General features: G+C 42.4%; 21 protein-coding genes. All 21 read left to right on the forward strand.

Annotation, left to right across the window (positions count from 1 at the left end):
- The first annotated feature begins 41 nt into the window (after positions 1-41).
- Positions 42-1,568 (forward strand): aldehyde dehydrogenase family protein, encoded by a 1,527-nt coding sequence (locus DK188_RS19840; protein WP_111672596.1) that lies wholly within the window; start codon positions 42-44, stop codon positions 1,566-1,568.
- A 173-nt stretch (positions 1,569-1,741) separates the two neighbouring features.
- Positions 1,742-2,140 carry a DUF779 domain-containing protein gene (locus DK188_RS19845; RefSeq protein WP_111672597.1) on the forward strand — a complete coding sequence of 133 codons (399 nt, stop codon included), beginning with the start codon at positions 1,742-1,744 and terminating at the stop codon, positions 2,138-2,140.
- A 59-nt stretch (positions 2,141-2,199) separates the two neighbouring features.
- Complete coding sequence (locus DK188_RS19850; RefSeq protein WP_111672598.1) at positions 2,200-3,363, forward strand: dipeptidase; 1,164 nt, start codon at positions 2,200-2,202, stop codon at positions 3,361-3,363.
- Between the two features lie 3 nt (positions 3,364-3,366).
- Complete coding sequence (locus DK188_RS19855; RefSeq protein ID WP_111672599.1) at positions 3,367-4,086, forward strand: VIT1/CCC1 transporter family protein; 720 nt, start codon at positions 3,367-3,369, stop codon at positions 4,084-4,086.
- A gap of 8 nt (positions 4,087-4,094) precedes the next feature.
- Positions 4,095-4,847, forward strand: a complete 753-nt coding sequence (locus tag DK188_RS19860) for a DUF5995 family protein (RefSeq protein ID WP_111672600.1) — start codon at positions 4,095-4,097, stop codon at positions 4,845-4,847.
- Between the two features lie 162 nt (positions 4,848-5,009).
- Entirely contained in the window at positions 5,010-5,816 is an 807-nt protein-coding gene (locus tag DK188_RS19865) for a metallophosphoesterase family protein (RefSeq protein WP_111672601.1), read from the forward strand.
- 438 nt (positions 5,817-6,254) lie between these two features.
- Positions 6,255-7,187 carry an aldo/keto reductase gene (locus DK188_RS19870; protein WP_111672620.1) on the forward strand — a complete coding sequence of 311 codons (933 nt, stop codon included), beginning with the start codon at positions 6,255-6,257 and terminating at the stop codon, positions 7,185-7,187.
- 151 nt (positions 7,188-7,338) lie between these two features.
- Positions 7,339-8,364, forward strand: a complete 1,026-nt coding sequence (locus DK188_RS19875) for a zinc-binding alcohol dehydrogenase family protein (RefSeq protein ID WP_198673056.1) — start codon at positions 7,339-7,341, stop codon at positions 8,362-8,364.
- A 3-nt stretch (positions 8,365-8,367) separates the two neighbouring features.
- Entirely contained in the window at positions 8,368-9,189 is an 822-nt protein-coding gene (locus tag DK188_RS19880; RefSeq protein WP_111672603.1) for a sugar phosphate isomerase/epimerase family protein, read from the forward strand.
- A 233-nt stretch (positions 9,190-9,422) separates the two neighbouring features.
- Positions 9,423-9,764 carry an L-rhamnose mutarotase gene (locus DK188_RS19885; RefSeq protein WP_111672604.1) on the forward strand — a complete coding sequence of 114 codons (342 nt, stop codon included), beginning with the start codon at positions 9,423-9,425 and terminating at the stop codon, positions 9,762-9,764.
- A gap of 533 nt (positions 9,765-10,297) precedes the next feature.
- Positions 10,298-11,623, forward strand: coding sequence for a tyrosine-type recombinase/integrase (locus DK188_RS19890; RefSeq protein WP_111672621.1), 1,326 nt, complete (start codon positions 10,298-10,300; stop codon positions 11,621-11,623).
- A 105-nt stretch (positions 11,624-11,728) separates the two neighbouring features.
- Positions 11,729-12,043, forward strand: a complete 315-nt coding sequence (locus DK188_RS19895; protein WP_111672605.1) for a hypothetical protein — start codon at positions 11,729-11,731, stop codon at positions 12,041-12,043.
- 3 nt (positions 12,044-12,046) lie between these two features.
- Complete coding sequence (locus tag DK188_RS19900) at positions 12,047-12,394, forward strand: hypothetical protein (protein WP_111672606.1); 348 nt, start codon at positions 12,047-12,049, stop codon at positions 12,392-12,394.
- Between the two features lie 61 nt (positions 12,395-12,455).
- The gene (locus tag DK188_RS19905) at positions 12,456-13,259 is read left to right on the forward strand and encodes a DUF6438 domain-containing protein (RefSeq protein ID WP_232825780.1); all 804 of its coding nucleotides are present in this window, start codon (positions 12,456-12,458) and stop codon (positions 13,257-13,259) included.
- Between the two features lie 137 nt (positions 13,260-13,396).
- Entirely contained in the window at positions 13,397-13,801 is a 405-nt protein-coding gene (locus tag DK188_RS19910) for a hypothetical protein (RefSeq protein ID WP_111672608.1), read from the forward strand.
- Entirely contained in the window at positions 13,798-14,100 is a 303-nt protein-coding gene (locus tag DK188_RS19915; protein WP_111672609.1) for a hypothetical protein, read from the forward strand. Before DK188_RS19910 ends, DK188_RS19915 begins: the two co-directional genes overlap by 4 nt.
- 412 nt (positions 14,101-14,512) lie before the next feature.
- On the forward strand, positions 14,513-14,677 hold the full coding sequence (locus DK188_RS21545; RefSeq protein WP_157963295.1) for a hypothetical protein: 165 nt from the start codon (positions 14,513-14,515) through the stop codon (positions 14,675-14,677).
- Between the two features lie 101 nt (positions 14,678-14,778).
- Positions 14,779-15,111 (forward strand): hypothetical protein, encoded by a 333-nt coding sequence (locus DK188_RS19925; protein WP_111672611.1) that lies wholly within the window; start codon positions 14,779-14,781, stop codon positions 15,109-15,111.
- 35 nt (positions 15,112-15,146) lie between these two features.
- Complete coding sequence (locus DK188_RS19930) at positions 15,147-15,398, forward strand: hypothetical protein (protein ID WP_111672612.1); 252 nt, start codon at positions 15,147-15,149, stop codon at positions 15,396-15,398.
- Positions 15,399-15,718: 320 nt separating this feature from the next.
- Positions 15,719-16,441: a hypothetical protein gene (locus DK188_RS19935; RefSeq protein ID WP_111672613.1), complete on the forward strand. Its 723-nt coding sequence runs from the start codon at positions 15,719-15,721 to the stop codon at positions 16,439-16,441.
- A gap of 157 nt (positions 16,442-16,598) precedes the next feature.
- Positions 16,599-17,321 (forward strand): DUF6438 domain-containing protein, encoded by a 723-nt coding sequence (locus tag DK188_RS19940; protein ID WP_157963296.1) that lies wholly within the window; start codon positions 16,599-16,601, stop codon positions 17,319-17,321.
- Positions 17,322-17,504 lie beyond the last annotated feature (183 nt).

Raw genomic sequence — 17,504 nt, forward strand, 5'->3', positions numbered from 1 at the left:
ATTAAATCAAAAACTTTGGGAAATAAAATAACCTGATAACCATGGAAACATTAACATTATCCCAAAGTAAGCCAGTCGATCGACCCACCATCAAAGACAAATACGACCACTTTATCGGTGGAAAATGGGTAGCCCCTTCTTCTGGAGAGTATTTTGACAACACTTCCCCCATCGACGGAAAAGTCTTTTCCAAAGCTGCCCGAGGAAACAAAGCAGACATTGATCTAGCCCTTGATGCAGCTCATGCAGCATTCCCTAGCTGGTCCAAAACATCGGCAACCCACCGAAGCAAATTATTGAACAAGATCGCTGACGTGATCGAGGCAAATCTGGAAATGCTCGCTCGAATCGAGACGATAGACAATGGAAAAGCCCTCAGGGAAACCAGAGCTGCAGATTTACCACTTGTCATCGATCACTTTAGATATTTTGCCGCAGTAATTAGAGCAGATGAAAGCACCATCTCCGAGCATGACGAGCACACCGTGAGCATTGCGCTTCATGAGCCGCTTGGTGTGGTGGGTCAGATTATTCCTTGGAATTTCCCACTACTAATGGCCACATGGAAAATCGCCCCTGCTTTGGCTGCAGGCTGCTGTGCCGTGGTGAAGCCTGCCGAGCAGACGCCTACTAGCATCATGGTCTTGATGGAATTGATCGGAGACATCTTGCCTCCGGGCGTACTAAACGTGGTCACTGGATTTGGTCCTGAAGCAGGTAAGCCACTCGCATCCTCCCCGCGAATCGCCAAGGTTTCGTTTACCGGAGAGACCACTACAGGTCGATTGATCATGCAATACGCTTCCGAAAACCTGATCCCTGTAACCATGGAACTGGGCGGAAAATCCCCAAATATCTTCATGAAATCCATCGCAGATGCAGATGATGAGTTTTTTGACAAATGTGTCGAAGGCGCAGTAATGTTTGCCTTGAACCAGGGCGAAATCTGTACCTGTCCTTCAAGGATGCTCGTTCACGAGGATATTTATGAGAAATTCATCGAGCGGGTCATTGAGCGCACCAAAGCCATAAAAATGGGCCATCCACTCGCAGAAGACACCATGATGGGCGCCCAGGCTTCCAATGACCAGTTTGAAAAGATTCTTTCCTACATGGATATTGGCAAGCAAGAAGGTGCGGAAGTACTCTGTGGTGGCGACAAAGCTTCTTTGAATTCAGGGCTTGAAAATGGCTACTACATTCAGCCAACGATCTTCAAGGGACACAACAAAATGCGAATTTTCCAAGAGGAAATCTTCGGTCCGGTCCTTTCTGTGACCACCTTCAAAACTACCGAAGAAGCCATTGCAATCGCCAACGAGACGATGTACGGCCTGGGTGCGGGATTCTGGTCCAGAGATGCGCACGAACTCTATCAAGTGCCGAGAGCAATTCAGGCTGGACGAGTTTGGGTCAATTGCTATCATGCTTATCCTGCGCATGCACCATTTGGAGGTTATAAGAAGTCTGGCTTCGGAAGAGAAAACCACCTCATGATGCTGGATCACTACCGTCAGACCAAAAATATGCTCATCTCTTACGACAAGAAGAAGTTGGGATTTTTCTAAAAACAGGGTTTATTGTAAATGAGGAGGTTGTCTCAAAATGACTGGTTGTGTCAGCCTGAGCGGAGTCGAAGGCTATTTACCTTGAGTTAAGCCACATTTCGACTTCGCTCAATGTGACAAACATCAGCTATGAGACAGCCTTTTCTTTTTTATTTTTATCAAAACAAATACCTATGTCATCCTCAAAAAGAGTCCTGATCACCCAAGCAGCAAAAGAAGTCATTGACACCCTGAGAAAGCGGTTTGGCAGTGAACTGATGTTTCATCAAAGCGGCGGATGCTGCGACGGTTCCTCACCGATGTGTTTCGAAAAAGGGGATTTCAAAGTAGGAAGTCAGGACATCTGGATGGGTGAGGTCTACGGTTGTGATTTTTTCATGAGTGCGGATCAGTTTGACTACTGGAAACACACCGAGCTGACCTTGGATGTGACACCCGGACGTGGAAGTAGCTTTTCTATCGAGATTCCGATGGGCATCCGATTTATGATTCGCTCCAGACTTTTTACCCTGGAGGAATTTGAATCCCTGCCACCGGTGAAAACAGGAGAAGAACTTTTGTCGGAAAGCTGAGAAAAATCAACGCTTATTCCTCCCTTTTTTAGCTATCTTCATCAGCAAAACCACGCCTGATGAAAAAACTAATTCTTTTCTTTCTAGTACTTTTTGTCATCTACCTCATAGGAGTCTACACCATCCCCTCTTACATCGAAGCCCAGCGAAATCCGGTCAAAACCCAAGCTCCTTATCAGGTTTCTCCAGAAGCGCAACAACTATACGATCGGCTTGACTTCATCTCTGATCTACATTGCGATGCACTCTTGTGGGGCAGAAACCTGACCAAACGAGGAAATCAGGGGCATGTGGATTTCCCTAGAATGCGCGAAGCTAATGTTGCCTTGGAGATGTTTACCATCGTGTCCAAATCCCCTGCCGGGCAAAATATGCAAAGCAACAGTGCAGACGCTTTTGACAACATCACTCCGCTGACTATTGCCAAAGGCGAAAGCCCGGCCAATTGGTTTAGCCTGATCAACCGAACCCTCTCCCAATCCGAAGCTCTTTTTGACTTTGTAGAAAACGAAGGCGAAAAAGCAATTTTTATCCGGTCAAAAGCTGATCTGGAAAAGTTGATCGAAGCCCGCAAAACCGACAAATCCGTAATCGGTGCCATGCTAGGAATTGAAGGTGGGCATGCGCTGGAAGGAACGCTGGAAAATCTGGACAAAGTATATGAAGCAGGAGTCCGGATGATCGGGCCTACGCACTTCTTTGACAATGAATTCGGCGGTTCAGCCCATGGACAGAGCGGGGAAGGTTTGACAGAATTCGGAAAAAAAGTGATCACCCGAATGAACGAACTAGGCATCTTCATTGACCTAGCTCACTCCTCTCCTGCCATTGTCGATGACATATTAAACCAAACAACTAAACCGGTGATGGTCTCCCATACGGGTGTCAGAGCGGTGTTGGATTCTCAGCGAAATCTGAGTGATGCACAGATCCAGAAGATCGCAGCAAACGGCGGCATCATCGGGATTGCATTTTTCGATATGGCCGTAGGAGAGCCCGAGCTGCCCAATATCATCGCATCCATCAAGCATGTCCGCGATTTGGTAGGCGTAGAATACGTGGCTTTAGGGTCAGATTACGACGGATCGGTCGCTGTGCCTTTTGACATCACCGGACTTCCACTGATTGTGGAAGGGCTGATGAAAGCAGGCTTTACCGAGGAAGAAATCCGGGCTGTGATGGGTGAAAATATGAAACGGTTTTTACTCAAAAACCTTAGCTAAGCCATGGAAAATGACATTCATTTGACCAATACCCGTTTTGGGAAGTTGCAGGAATACCTCCGGGAGTTTGTCTATGGAGGAATAGACGGAGCGGTCACGACTTTTGCAGTGGTGGCGGGAGGATTTGGAGCCAACCTGGACCCAGGTATTCTGATCATTTTGGGCTTTGCCAATTTGCTTGCCGATGGCTTCTCCATGTCGGTAGGAGCGTATCTCTCGGCTAAAAGCGAGCGGGACAACTACGACAAGCACGAGAAAATCGAGTACTGGGAAATCGAAAATCTACCTGAAATCGAGCGGGAGGAAATCGCCGACATCTATCGGGAAAAGGGCTTCAAAGGCGAACTTCTGGATAAAATCGTGGACCACATCTGCAATGACAAGGAACTATGGGTGGCCGAAATGATGAAAGACGAACTTGGCATGATGCGGGACAGCAAAAGCCCCTTCAAAATCGGGCTTGCAACGCTGATTTCCTTCATTTTGGTGGGGTTTATACCGTTGATGGTTTACCTCTATGACTTCTTCATCCCTACCGAACTGAATATTTTTGCCTGGACCAGTGTGCTGACAGCTTTGGCTTTTATCATCGTCGGCTGGCTGAAAGGCATCGTCAACCAAACCTCCAAACTTAGAAGCATTTCTGAAACACTCGGTTTGGGACTTTTGGCAGCCGTTGTGGCCTTTTACGTGGGAGATATACTGGAAAGCTTTTTCATCTGAAACCTGTTATGAAAACAATCAATGAGGTTCTAATCCGTATGGACCAAATCGTCGCTGACTGCAAAGCTCAGCAATCCCGAATCGGCTATTTTGCCATTCTCTACCGTCAGGTAACTCGCCGAGTCAGAGATGGCATTTTAGCCGGAGAATTTGAAGATAATCCCCGAATGGAGGTTTTGGATGTGCTTTTTGCGAAGCGATTCATCGACGCGTATGAGCTTTGGATAAGTGGGGGAAAGCCGACCGAAAGCTGGAGATTGGCTTTCGAAGCAAGCAAAAACTCAGGAAATCTGGTACTTCAGCATCTATTCTTAGGAATCAATGCCCACATCAACTTGGACCTGGGAATCGCTGCTTCAGAAACCATGCTGGGAAAAGATCTGGCAGGTATTCAGGGCGACTTCAACAAAATCAATTCAGTCCTCGCAGAATTGGTCGATGGAGTCAAAACCAATATCAGCACCGTATCGCCGATTTTCGGTTGGTTGGTACCATTGGCCAAAGGCAAAGACGAAATGCTGCTCAACTTCTCCATCCAAATAGCCCGGGATGGGGCTTGGAAATATGCCGGAGAATACCATGCGGATTTGGACAAAGATTTTCAGATCAAAGATCGGGACAGCAACATTTCAAAACTTGCCTCAAAACTGATCAATCCGGGCAAATTCCTGGCATTCATCGTGAAAATCGTAGCCTTTGCAGAATGGAAATCGGTCAGTAGCACCATGGATCAACTGGATGTAGTGGCTCAGAAAATCTAAAAAACGCGGGAAGGCCGAAAATTCCGACAAGCATCATTCGGTGCTAAAACTCTCGCTTTTTTGAATTATGATTTCAGAGTAGATAAAAAAAGAGCGCATCTCTTAACCAAAGGATAAACTCCTGACCTCCATTTTCCCATTGGATTCTATTAATTTCAAAAGATGCAACGACGCCCTTTCCTCCAAAAGATCAGTTTGTTCAGTTCTTCCCTGATGACTATGCCTTTTATTTCCTTTGGAAAAAAAGATTTCCCAAAAGCCACACGCCTGAAGTTCATCACCGCTTCGGATGGGCATTTCGGCCAACCCAATACGGACTACAAAACATCCCATCAGGAATTAATTGAGGCGATCCACCGGGAGGAGAATGTGGATTTTGTCGTCTTCAACGGGGATCTGATCCACGACGAACCCAAGTGGATGCCTGAAGTGCGGGAGGTGTATGAAAGCTTAAATGTGCCCTACTACGTCTGCAAAGGCAATCATGACCGAATTTCCGAGTCGTCCTGGCTGCAGCTTTGGGGACAGCCTGCGGATTTTTCATTTATCCAAAAAGAAAATTACGGCTTTATCCTACTCAACTGCTCCAATGAAGCCGGAGACTACCTCTGCGCCAATCTGGACTTTGCAAAAATGATCTTGGAAGAGTATTCCCGGCTTTCACATGTCTTCCTTTTTGTCCACATCTCCCAAAACGACTGGACCCGGCATGGAGTGGCCTGTGATGAATTGCTAAAACTGATCGCCAGTTACCCCAATGTCAAGGCAACTTTTCACGGGCATGACCATGATGTGGATGGCATCATGATCAACCGCAAGAAACCCTACCTCTGGTCGGGGCATTTTGGTGGAAGCTGGGGCAATCCAAACACAAGCTATCGGGTCTGTGAAGTGGGCGAAGACGGCAAAACGATCACTTATCTGAAATCTGTCAAAGACGGGGTAATTCTGAACGGACATAACCTTTGAGGTTTTTCCAACTTGGAAGATTTGTGGTTTTTAACCGCGAAGGACGCAAAGGATCGCAAAGGTTTTTACGATCCGAAGGATCCGAACTATTCATGACCCTCGGTGACTGAAAGGAGCCGGGGGACAAAGCCAATAAGATAAAATGGAGCCTTGAAAAGTTGACACCAAAAAAACTAAATCAGTATCACCCCTGCGGGGCTAAGTTAATTTGTTTTGGCTGCATACCACGGGCTACACCCGCGGTCATGAAAAGTATATCTCCTCCGGAGCCATGTCTTCGGCAAAATCTAAAAGAAGTTTCAAATACTCTTTGCTTCTTCCCGCCTTCGCAGCAAAAAAATCCCGTCTTTAAAACTTCAACTCAGGATTATCCCCTACAAAAAATCCCTTAACTTGTTTTTCAAAGCCTACCCGCTCATCAAACCTACCCAAATACCTATGCAGTACCGCACTTTAGGAAAAACAGGCCTGGAAGTTTCCATTCTGGGTTTTGGAGCCTCTCCGCTCGGAAATGTTTTTGATCCCGTGGATGAAAAAGAAGGGATCTCAGCCGTACATTATGCGCTGGATCATGGTGTGAATTTCTTTGATGTTTCGCCCTTTTACGGGCTGACTTTGGCAGAAAGCCGCTTGGGAAAAGCTCTTGAAGGATCCCGCAAAGACATCATTCTCGCTAGCAAATGCGGACGCTACGATTTGCAGGACTTTGATTTTTCGCGGAAGCGAATCCTCCAAAGCATCGACGAATCCCTCCTCAGACTCAAGACTGACTACCTCGACCTCTTCCAACTGCACGACATCGAGTTTGTGGACAAAGCAATCATCCTGGAGGAAGCCGTCCCGGCAATTCAGGAAGTAGTGAAGTCAGGCAAGGCGCGATTCTGGGGAATCACCGGCTTGCCCGTCCGCTACCTCGCCCAAATCGCAAAGGAAACCAATCCCGACACCGTACTTTCTTGGGGTCATTACAATCTGCTGGAGGATGAAATCAACGATGAGCTGGTCCCTCTTTCTCAGCAACTGGAATTCGGTCTGATGAATGCTGCCCCGCTGATGCAGCGAATTCTCTCCCATGCAGCTTTGCCGCCTTGGCATCGCTCGCCTGATAAGGTCAAGGCTCTTCAGCCTGTTTTGTTGGAGCTGTGCAAAAGCTATGGGGTACGACTGAGCACGGTTGCTCTTCGCTATGCAATGGATCATCCGCATATCGCTACGACTATCATAGGCATGTGTGAATTGGAAGTGGTGAAGCAAAATGTCGCTGCACTTGATTTTGAGATTCCTGCCGAACTTCTTCAGAAAATCGAAGCACTTGTCGCCCCGGTGAAGAACCGGATGTGGTTTGAGGGGAAGGAAGAGAATAATATTTAGTATCAAAAAGCTAGACACAAGTATCGAGATTTATTAAGCACTAACAGAAATAGTAAAATCTCCCAAAGAAGCAGAACTGGAGTGAATTTGAATTTAACCTTAGAATTTGCACAGCTCTCGTATTTTGTCATAAGTAATTCGAATCTATAAAATGAAAGCACTTTTCCTCACCGAAGTCGGCAAATCAGAAGTCCGCGAAATCGAAAAACCAAGTCCAAAACCCGGAGAAGTTCTCTTGAAAGTGGAGATGGTCGGGTTTTGTGGGGGCGATATGAACGGCTTCAAAGGTCTTTTTCCGCTCCAAGAGTACCCAAATATCCTTGGCCACGAAGTCGGAGCCATAATTGAAGAACTGGGCGAAAATGTCCCGACTGATTTTTACAAAGGAGACAAGGTCACCCTCTACCCCTACCTTGCCTGCGGTACCTGTGTGGCTTGTCGCAAAGGCCGACCCAACGCCTGCAAAACCAATAAAACCATGGGGGTACGTCGCCCCGGAGCCATGACTCGCTACGTCTGTGCACCCTGGCAGGATCTTTACCCTTCGAAAAAACTCAGTGCACGCGAACTTGCCTTGGCTGAACCGCTGACAGTTGGTTTCCACGCAGTAGCCCGAGGCAGGGTAACTCATGAAGATACCGTCGCAGTTTTGGGTTGCGGAATCGTGGGCTTGGGCGCAGTCGCTTCTGCGGTCAATCGCCACGCGACTGTCATTGCGATCGACCTGGACGATTCCAAACTGGAAATTGCAAGAGAGATCGGCGTGGCTTATACCATTAACCCCAACAAGGAAGACTTGCATGCCCGACTTCAGGAGATCACCCAAGGCGACGGACCCAATGTGATCATCGAGGCTGTGGGCAGTCCAATGACGTATCGAAGCGCTGTGGAAGAAGTCGCCTTCCTCGGTCGGGTAGTCTGCATCGGCTACGCCAAAGCGCCGGTGGAGTTCAATACCTCCCTTTTTGTGCAAAAGGAAATCGAAATTCTAGGTTCGCGCAACTGTGTCGGACGAACCGATTTCCCTGAGGTGATCGCCTATCTGGAAGCGGGAAAATTCCCCGTGGATGCCGTCATTTCCAAGGTGATCTCCATCGATGAAGCACCCGAAACTCTGAAATCCTGGGCTGAAAATCCTCAGGGAATTATCAAAATAATGATTGACTTTGACCGATAAACGATGATACGATCTGCTGTCACAATTGCCTTGGTGCCTCAGCTAACGAGTGGGCCATGGATTTTTTGGGAGGATTTGGAACTGGGGATGAAAAAAGCCGCTGCCTTGGGTTTCGATGGCATCGAGTTGTTTACCGCTTCTGCTGATGCCATTGATCCGGACCATCTGGCTGAATTATTGGAAAAATACCAGCTTCAGCTTGCTGCTGTGGGCACGGGCGCCGGAAAAGTATTGCATGGCTGGACCCTGACAGATCCTGATCCGGAGATCAGAAAAAAGGCCATTTCCTTTATTTCAGACATGATTTCTTTCGGAGCAAAGTTTGGTGCCCCGGCGATAATCGGTTCGATGCAGGGAAGCTTTGGTCTAGGTACTGGCGCAAGATTGGCCCATGGGTTTCAGCACTTCTGTGAAGGGCTCGACCAACTTGGAGAAAAGGCAAAACAGGAAGGAGTGTTTCTCTTAGTCGAACCTCTTAATCGGTATGAAACCAGCGGTTTCAATTATCTTTTTGCTTTTGATAATTTCCAACCCTTCCTAAAGACAAGGAATGTAAAAGTCCTCGCCGACCTGTTTCACATGAATATCGAGGAGGACAATTTGGCTCAGGCTATTTTGGACTATGGAAAATACATCGGGCATGTCCATTTTGCGGATTCCAACCGCAAACCGATGGGTTTGGGCCATACCGATATGAAGCCAATCGCAGCCGCGTTGAAAGAAATTGGCTACGATGGCTTTGTCTCTGCGGAAGCTTTCCCTATTCCAAGTCCCGACGAAGCGGCGGAGCAGACGATCCGGGAGTTTCGGAAATGGTTTAAATGAATTACCAGGTACGAGGTATTGGGAAGCCATTGAGGTTTTGGACGGTGGATGCCTGGTTTTTCTCAAACTTAGTGAGCGTAGAAAACTTCAAAATATCGAACATCGAATGTTGAATATCGAACGATGAAGAAAACAAAATAATACTGACAAATGAGACCGCTTCAGTTGTGCCTCCCTCGCGATGACGAAGACAACTTTACCTCCTTCCAAACTTCCAAACCTCCCTACCTCCCATGAAACGCTTCTGCCTCACCCTCGACCTGATCGACGACCCCGAATCCATTCGAATCTATGAACAACATCATGCGCCCGGAGCTGCTTGGCCCGAAGTCACCCAGCATGACATTGACTGTGGGGTTTTGAACATCGAGATCTTTCGTACTGGCAACCGGATGTTTATGATTTTGGAGACGGAGGACGACTTTACTTTTGAGAAAAAGGCCGAAATGGACGCTGCAAACCCAATCATCGCCAAGTGGGAAGCGCTGATGTGGGGCTTTCAGCAGCCGATCCCTTGGGCGAAACCCGGTGAAAAATGGGTACTGATGGAGCGGATTTTCAAGTCTGGACTTTAGGGTACTTTTAACCGCAAAGCACGCTAAGGTGCGCAAAGTATTTTACCACAGCGAAAAAAGAGAAATTGATTGGGAGGATTCTTGATCTCAATTTGAACCCCATACCATACTATTGTCCCAATCCTTTTTAAGAACACAGAGAAAAGCTAAAGCTTTTTGTTTTTAGTCACTTGAAGTGATCTATGTGCATCTGTGCCATCTGTGAGACTATTTTTTACCGCAAAGTACGCTAAGGAGCGCGAAGGTTCTTACTGCAGTGAAAAGCTGGAGCTTTATTCTTTGGCACTTTATAGCGAACTGTGTACATCTGCCATGTCTTTGTGACTATTATTTTGTCTGTACAATATCCCTAGAAATAGGTGTCATTTCCTGCGAAAATCTGCGGGAAATAGGTAAAGAAAAAATTCTAACGTAGTAAAACGATGATATAAAATAAGTTTAGTACTTTCAAATGTTACTTTTTTTTTAGTTGTATTTTAAGCTTAGCCAAGATGATTGCTATCATTCTTACCGAAAAAACGATTTTTTTAAAAATGCCCAAGAAAGAGGAAGACTTGCAATTTGTCCGATCTATACGTTTTGTCCGATGGAATAAGGAAAATTTGCTTTGGGAAATCCCAAACTATCCGGGCAATCTTCAAAAAATAAAAGAACACTTTGGGGTAAGAATTGACCAAATCACAGACCATCAAGATCATGCTTATGCGACGACAACGCCTCAAAATCCCGAAAAAAGCATTGTCGAAATCCATACTGATTTTCAACATATCTTGGTCTATTTCCGGTACCACGAACAGCTGATTCAATACTTAAAGAAACTATCCATCAGCCGTTGGGATGGGGCCCACAAAGTATGGAAGCTTCCATATTCCCGTAAAATTCAGGATGATCTTATCCGAGCAATTCAATCTTTGGATCTACTTCCTATGGTGAAGGAAAATCAAACTTCCTTTCAAAAAAGAGGTAAGATTCAAAAAGCTCCCGAAAAAATAAAACCCATCCCCGAGGCATATCTAAAGAAACTAGAGGAGAAAAGGTACAGTCCCAATACGATCAAAACATACACCGGAATATTTGCAGAATTCATCAATTACTTTGGCGAAAGAGACCTGGACAGCCTGGAAGAAAACGATATAATGGAGTTTTCGCACTACCTGGCCAGCATCCGGAAGGTTTCCGAATCACATCAGAACACTGCCATTAATGCTATAAAATTCTATTTTGAAAAGGTAAAATCAGGCCCCAGAAAATTCTATCCTATCGACAGACCGATTCGGGAAAAAAAACTTCCCGAAGAATGCAGCGAAGAAGAGATAGTTGGTATTTTTAGGAATACAGACAATTTAAAACACAAAGCAATTTTGATGACCACCTATTCGGCAGGATTGAGAGTAGGTGAGGTGGTGAATTTAAAGATTTCACACATCGATTCCTCGAGGATGGTAATCCGAATAGAAAAAGGAAAAGGGAAAAAAGACCGGTACAGCCTTCTCTCAGCCAAAACATTAAAAATATTGAGAGCGTATTTTAAAGTTTACCACCCGAATGAATACCTGTTTGAAGGTCAGGGGAGTACCAAAGAAAACCCAATACCCTACAGCGAGCGAAGTATACAGGCCATAGTCAAAAAAGCAGCCCGAAAAGCAGGAATCAAGAAAGACATCAGTGCACACACACTTCGCCATTCCTTTGCGACTCACTTATTGGAACAAGGTGTGGATCTGAGATACATCCAAGAACTTTTGGGTCATGCCAGCAGTAAAACTACAGAAGTATATACTCATGTGACTAATAGGGCTTTTGGAAACCTAAAGAGTCCGCTAGACAAACTAAATTGGGATGAAAAAGAGGGAGAATAATGAAAAAATATACGCAACAGTTGCGGTAAGCACGCCGAATAAGCCATCTTACCGCAATATTGCGGTAATTAAACGTTAGCGGGCATTGTAAAAAGACACCAACAAATGACATTTAAAGACGACATAAAAGCAAGAATACAAACTGACTTTGGAGAGAATGCAATCACTGCAACGACAATGCTAATTGACGCAATCAACAAAGTTGACTATCTGAAAACAGACAGAGTTATTCGCTGTATCATATTTTTAGCAAAGGGAAACTTGACAGACTTGAATAAATATATTGAAACGGCAACTTTTGACACAAGAGATGTTATGCTTTGGGCTGAATATGAAAAATTGAGTGGCGACTTAAATTACAAAAGACTGCGAGACTTTAATAAGACTTTTCAAGAATGCTTAAATGACGTTAAAGAATAAATAATGAACTTAATTCTGGAATATATAGAGCTTGCAAATACTTGTGCTTCGACAGATTATGGCGACAAGAAATCTGTTAAACTTCATAACAAATCAGTTGACAAAATGTACGAGATAGCAGAAAAAATCGGTTATGAACAAACAACGGAAACAATTGAAGATTTTGCAAAGCTTTTAGATAAAACCGAAAATAAAACTAATGTTTGGGCAGCAGTTCATATTTTAGAACATATTCCAACAGACAAGACAATTGAAGAAAAAGCATTGAAAATAATTAAACAACAAGCTGACGGAGACTCGGCAGAAGCAATAGGATTTAAAATATGGTTGGACAATTACAAGCAAAAATAGAACAACGACCCGCTAACAGGCGTTTGGCAAAAAAGCGGGTTCAGTGCTTAAATAAAGCTTTGTGCTTCGTATCAAGTTCGGTGCTGGCAGACAGTTTAGTGCTTCGAAATCCGCTTCTTCGCCAAGCGCCAAAACGTTATGGACTATTTCAAGAACTATGAAGAAACGCTTATACATATTATTCTTTTTGACTCTCCTTTCATGCAATAAAAAAGAAGTAGGACAGATTCCTCAAAAATTAAATGGGTTTTGGTTTAGCGAGGAAAAAATTCTTTTAATTAGAGATTCAGTGATGTTACATCCTTTTTATGAAGTTCAGGGTTTTTTCGAATACGTAATTAATAACGAAATTCTTATTGTAAAAATAAATGAAGGTTATCTTCAAAACGTTTATGACACAGGATTTTTAAAATTAAATGACCAAAATAAATTGACATTAATTTTTGATAACGATACATCTACATTCGAAAAATATAAATCTTTTAGTAAAGGCAATTTTCAAAAATTGACGTTTGAAGCTGGCCCTTGTCACGGTGATTGTCCCGTTTTTAATGTAGAGATTTTTGCTAGCGGCTTAGTCAATTTTAATGGAAAAGCTTACACAGCAAAAATAGGGACTCAACAATACAATATATCTCAGGATGCCATAAAGGAAATTAATGATTTATTAGATATTGTCGAAATAAGAAACTATCATAAAAATGACTTTTCAAATTTTTCTGGTTTCTCAGGATTTAATTTAGTTGTAGAATATCCAGATGGTTCGGTTATATCAATTTTAGATGGATTATTTGAAGGAAAATACGAAAATGTGATAAAATATTTTTATTACATTGAAAGGGAATTAATGAAAAACAGTCCATAACATCACCTTGGATACAGCGGGCGGATCAGAGTAATTATGAAAATCAGTATCTTCAAGAAGCTTGGAGTAAGTTTGAAGAGTATGGCTCCAAATGCCCGCCATCTCCAAGCTGAATCACGTTATAGCGCATTTAAGGAATGACCGAGTTGCAATCAGCATATAAATTTCAAGACGACAAAGAAGCTATTAAACGACTTCAGGAAGTTTCGAGTGATCCAAAAAGTAACTATGGACTAAAAGTGGAGAACGGACTTCTAGTTGGCACAAAAGATTGGTTCCTTGCAACAGAGGACGGACGACTTCCAAAAGAGACCTTGACAGGCAGAATTACTAAAGTTTATATGTCGGGTCACAATGACTGGCCTGAATTCGATATTGAAAGTAAGGAAGGCTTGTCGACTTGGACGCGAGAAGGAAATGACAGTCTTTATCAAGTCGGGAAATTGATTGAAATTGATTTTGTGATACAGAAATTTAAGCGTCCATGGGATATGCTCGGGCCGACAACAAAAAAAGTGCTTGAAATTAGAATTGAAAAATGAAGACTGAAACCATTAATAAAATTGTTCTGAATAATAGTAATGAATTGATTTTACATCTTGACAGCAAAGGTGAGCCAATGTATCAATATGTTTACCGTGAGGCTGCTGGTGTTTATTGGGACGAAAAACAAAAAGGGTTTAAATCGACAGAAATAAAAGAATGGACTGTTTCTGATTGGTACTTTCATATTAAAGATATTGTGAGAAGCAGTTTAAATATTGACTTAAAATTAAATGAAATGACAATTTGGGAGAACATCCCAGAAACTGAACAGACAAAAATAAAAAACGCGCTATAACAGCACCTACACGCAAGTGGAGGTTCGGTGCCTCTATGAAAGTGAAGAGCTTAATTCAAGTTCTGTACTTTTAATAAAGTTCCGTGCTAAAAATCCCCACCTGCGTGTAGCTGCAAAACGTTGTAGCCAATGCGCAAAATGAGAGATAAATTAATAGGCTGGGGACTAATTGGACTAAGTACTTTTTTGTTGCTCTGGAACTGGGACAAGTACGCGGACATTTTCTATGTCTTTGAGAAGAGAGAAGTGTATTTTCGATTTAAGGACTATCTTATACCTGTAGTTCATGGGACAATGTACTTGCTTATCTTCATGACAGGGGTTGCATTGGGACAGAGTTTCATAATACAAAAAGAGAACAAAGGGAGAGCAAATATTTCATTCATAATCATGCTGACAATTTGGACTATTCTTGCATTACCAATTTACAAGTGCGAGTTCTACGGCATTCGTCATTCTTTTTGGAAAAGTCGAGACGGACACTTTCACTAACTTGGACAGTCAGACAGTTGAGAAACGAGGAGGAAAGTGCACTGGCTATAACAACAGCTATTTGCAATGGCTGGGTGACGTGTAAGTATGAAGTTTTATCTTCGATATTATGTTTGGTCTCGGTGGACAATAGCGTTTTCAAAAGCCAGCCACTGCAAATAGCCAAACGTTGGACTCAATTCTAAAATGGCAAAGCAGAATCCTTGGATAATCGGAATATTAGGTTTTGGAGTTTTTCTATACCTAGCATGGAATAATTTTGAAATACCATTTGCTCCATGGAGGAAAACTTTAGAAACAAAAGCTGAAATCACAGATAATGCACTTGGGTATGGTCCGAAAGGAATGGGATATACCCAAATCATAACGATAACCTATCAGGTTGATGATTCGGTTTATGTCCAGAAGAAAAAACTTTCCCAGAGAATCGATAAAAAGGAAATTGGATCGAAGGTCTTAATAGAATATGCTGTTAAAGATCCTGGCAATTTTGAAATCAAAGGTTTTTTGAAAAAATGAACTAATATTTTTATCAAAAAACTTTATCTTCCTCCATGGAAACAGTCGACTTCATTTCTGAAATAGTGGTTTTCAAACCCTCCCAAGGTAGCAATGAATTTGAAATCATTTTGGATGGGGAGCACTATACGGTTTGTGTTACCGAACAGCAATTAGTTGAATTTTTTGGTAAAGCCAGAAGGACTATTGGTGAGCACATTCGAAATATTTACAAAGAGGGAGAATTGGATAAAGAGTCAACTTGGCGGAATTTCCGCCAAATTCAAAAAAAGGAGAAAGAAAAGTAAAAAGGGAAGTTTAAGCTTATAATTTGGATGAAAGAGGAATAAGAAAAATAAGTGATAATACACTGGTAGCCCCGGCATTGTCAGTAGCGCAAAGTTTACCCGAGCATAGGGATTTGATTATAAAACTGATAGTGAACCTAATAAAGAACTGAGTCCAACATCACCTTGGATCCAGCGGGCGGTTCCGAGAAAATTGAAAGTTCATTATCTTTAAGAAGTTAGGAGTAGGCTGGAAGAGAACGGCTCCTAATGCCCGCCGTCTCCAAGCTGAATCCCGTTATAGCCAATTGTAGAACGACACCGAAGCACAAAAAGACAAATTGAACTGGATAGACAAAATAAAAGAGTTGACAACTAAGCAGGACAAATCACCCGAACTGAAAAAAGGAGAGATAAAACAAATTCTCATTCAAACAGCAAGTGAAGTTTTGCCCGACTTTGAATTTTTGGCATATAAGAACAGTTGCTATTCATTCCAGCGAATAAGACAGGTAAACAACTTGACAGCATATGAAGTGCTTCACATAATTTTTACACTTAAAGTCAGATATTTCGCTTGTTCAATTTCCTCAATACTAAATCCTGAATACATCTTTTCAAACCAATATAACAATGGATTTTTAAATCCTCTTAAGGACTTAAAGGCATTGAGACATAATTCCGGAGCATTAAAAATTGAAGACGCTTACTATTTTCATAACGGACAAATTGAAACTACAACAAGAACCGTAAGGGAAATTTTTGGAGATTATAAAAAATACGGACTCCCATTTCTTGACGAGCAAATTGAAAAATTGAAATCAAATGCAATAGTTAAATGTGGTTTTGACTTTATTGACGACTTGCTGATCGACAAGGAAAAGCTTAAAAAAGAAATAACTGAAGAACTTAATAAAGGCGGACTTCTAATTTCAAGATTAAAGCACCCTGTCTACATTGACCTTAAAGCGAAAATGCAATCTGTAAGCGGACAAAGCAAAGACGACAGACAAAAAATACCGAAGACAGCTCACGAATTATTAGAAATATATTGGACGAGATGAAAAGAACAACTGGCTATAACAGCCGTTTTGCAAAAGCGGGGGTTTCGTGCTTCTATGACAGTGAAGTGATAAATTCAAGCTTTGTGCATCTAATGAAGTTTAGTGCTAAAAATCCCCGCCTTCGCAAAGCGGCAACCCGTTAGTGGCAAATAAAGGGATGAAATACCTAGCATTGATTTTTTTAATTTTTATGCATTGTTCCTCCAAAAAGGAAAAGGATTTACCAAATCCTATAGAAGGAGAGTGGATAGAAGTATTTGAAGAAACTGAAATGATTTATGATTGGTCAGGGCTTAAATTTGAGAATGATTCAGCATTTAGAATAAGTGATTTTGGAATATTTGTAAAAGGACCTTATTCCATTTTTGAAAATCACGTGGTAATAGATGAATTTGATGGGATTTTTGAATTCACTATCCGAAATCTTACCGATGATAGTTTAAAAATTGAAAGAAATGGAGAAGTTATCGATTACTATTCTAGAAGGTTGGAATACGATAAAGATTTGAAATTTAACTCTATCTCAATTTCAACCTATAAATGCATGGATTTGTGCTGGGAGTTTGACTATAAGTTACAAAACAACGGATTGGAGGTTTTTGATGGCAAATACAACACCCAAACCCTTGGAATGAAGGAAAGTAAAATGAATGCTAAGTTGCTTAAGGAAATCGATAGTTTATTTAAGTGGTCAAACATAAAGGAACTTGAGCCAGAAAGAATTCCTATTGCTGTTGATGGCTGGTTAATAAATTTTGAAATTAATTTTAATGAAAACGAATCAATTGCCTTTTCAACAACAAGTTTTGAAATTCCTTATAGACTTAAGCCAATATTTGATTTAATAGTGAAACATTTAAAAGAGGAAGGATTAAAATAATCAGCCACTAACATCACCTTGGATACAGCGGGCGGTTCAGAGTAAATAGAAAGTTTCCTATCTTTAAGAAGTTAGGAGTAGGCTGGAAGAGAACGTCTCCGAATGCCCGCCGTCTCCAAGCTGAATAACGTTATGCGGCAGTGTAAAAACGACAATCAATGCAAAGAATAATATTTATAATAC

It is taken from the genome of Algoriphagus litoralis (genome assembly GCF_003259255.1).
Lineage (GTDB): Bacteria > Bacteroidota > Bacteroidia > Cytophagales > Cyclobacteriaceae > Algoriphagus > Algoriphagus litoralis.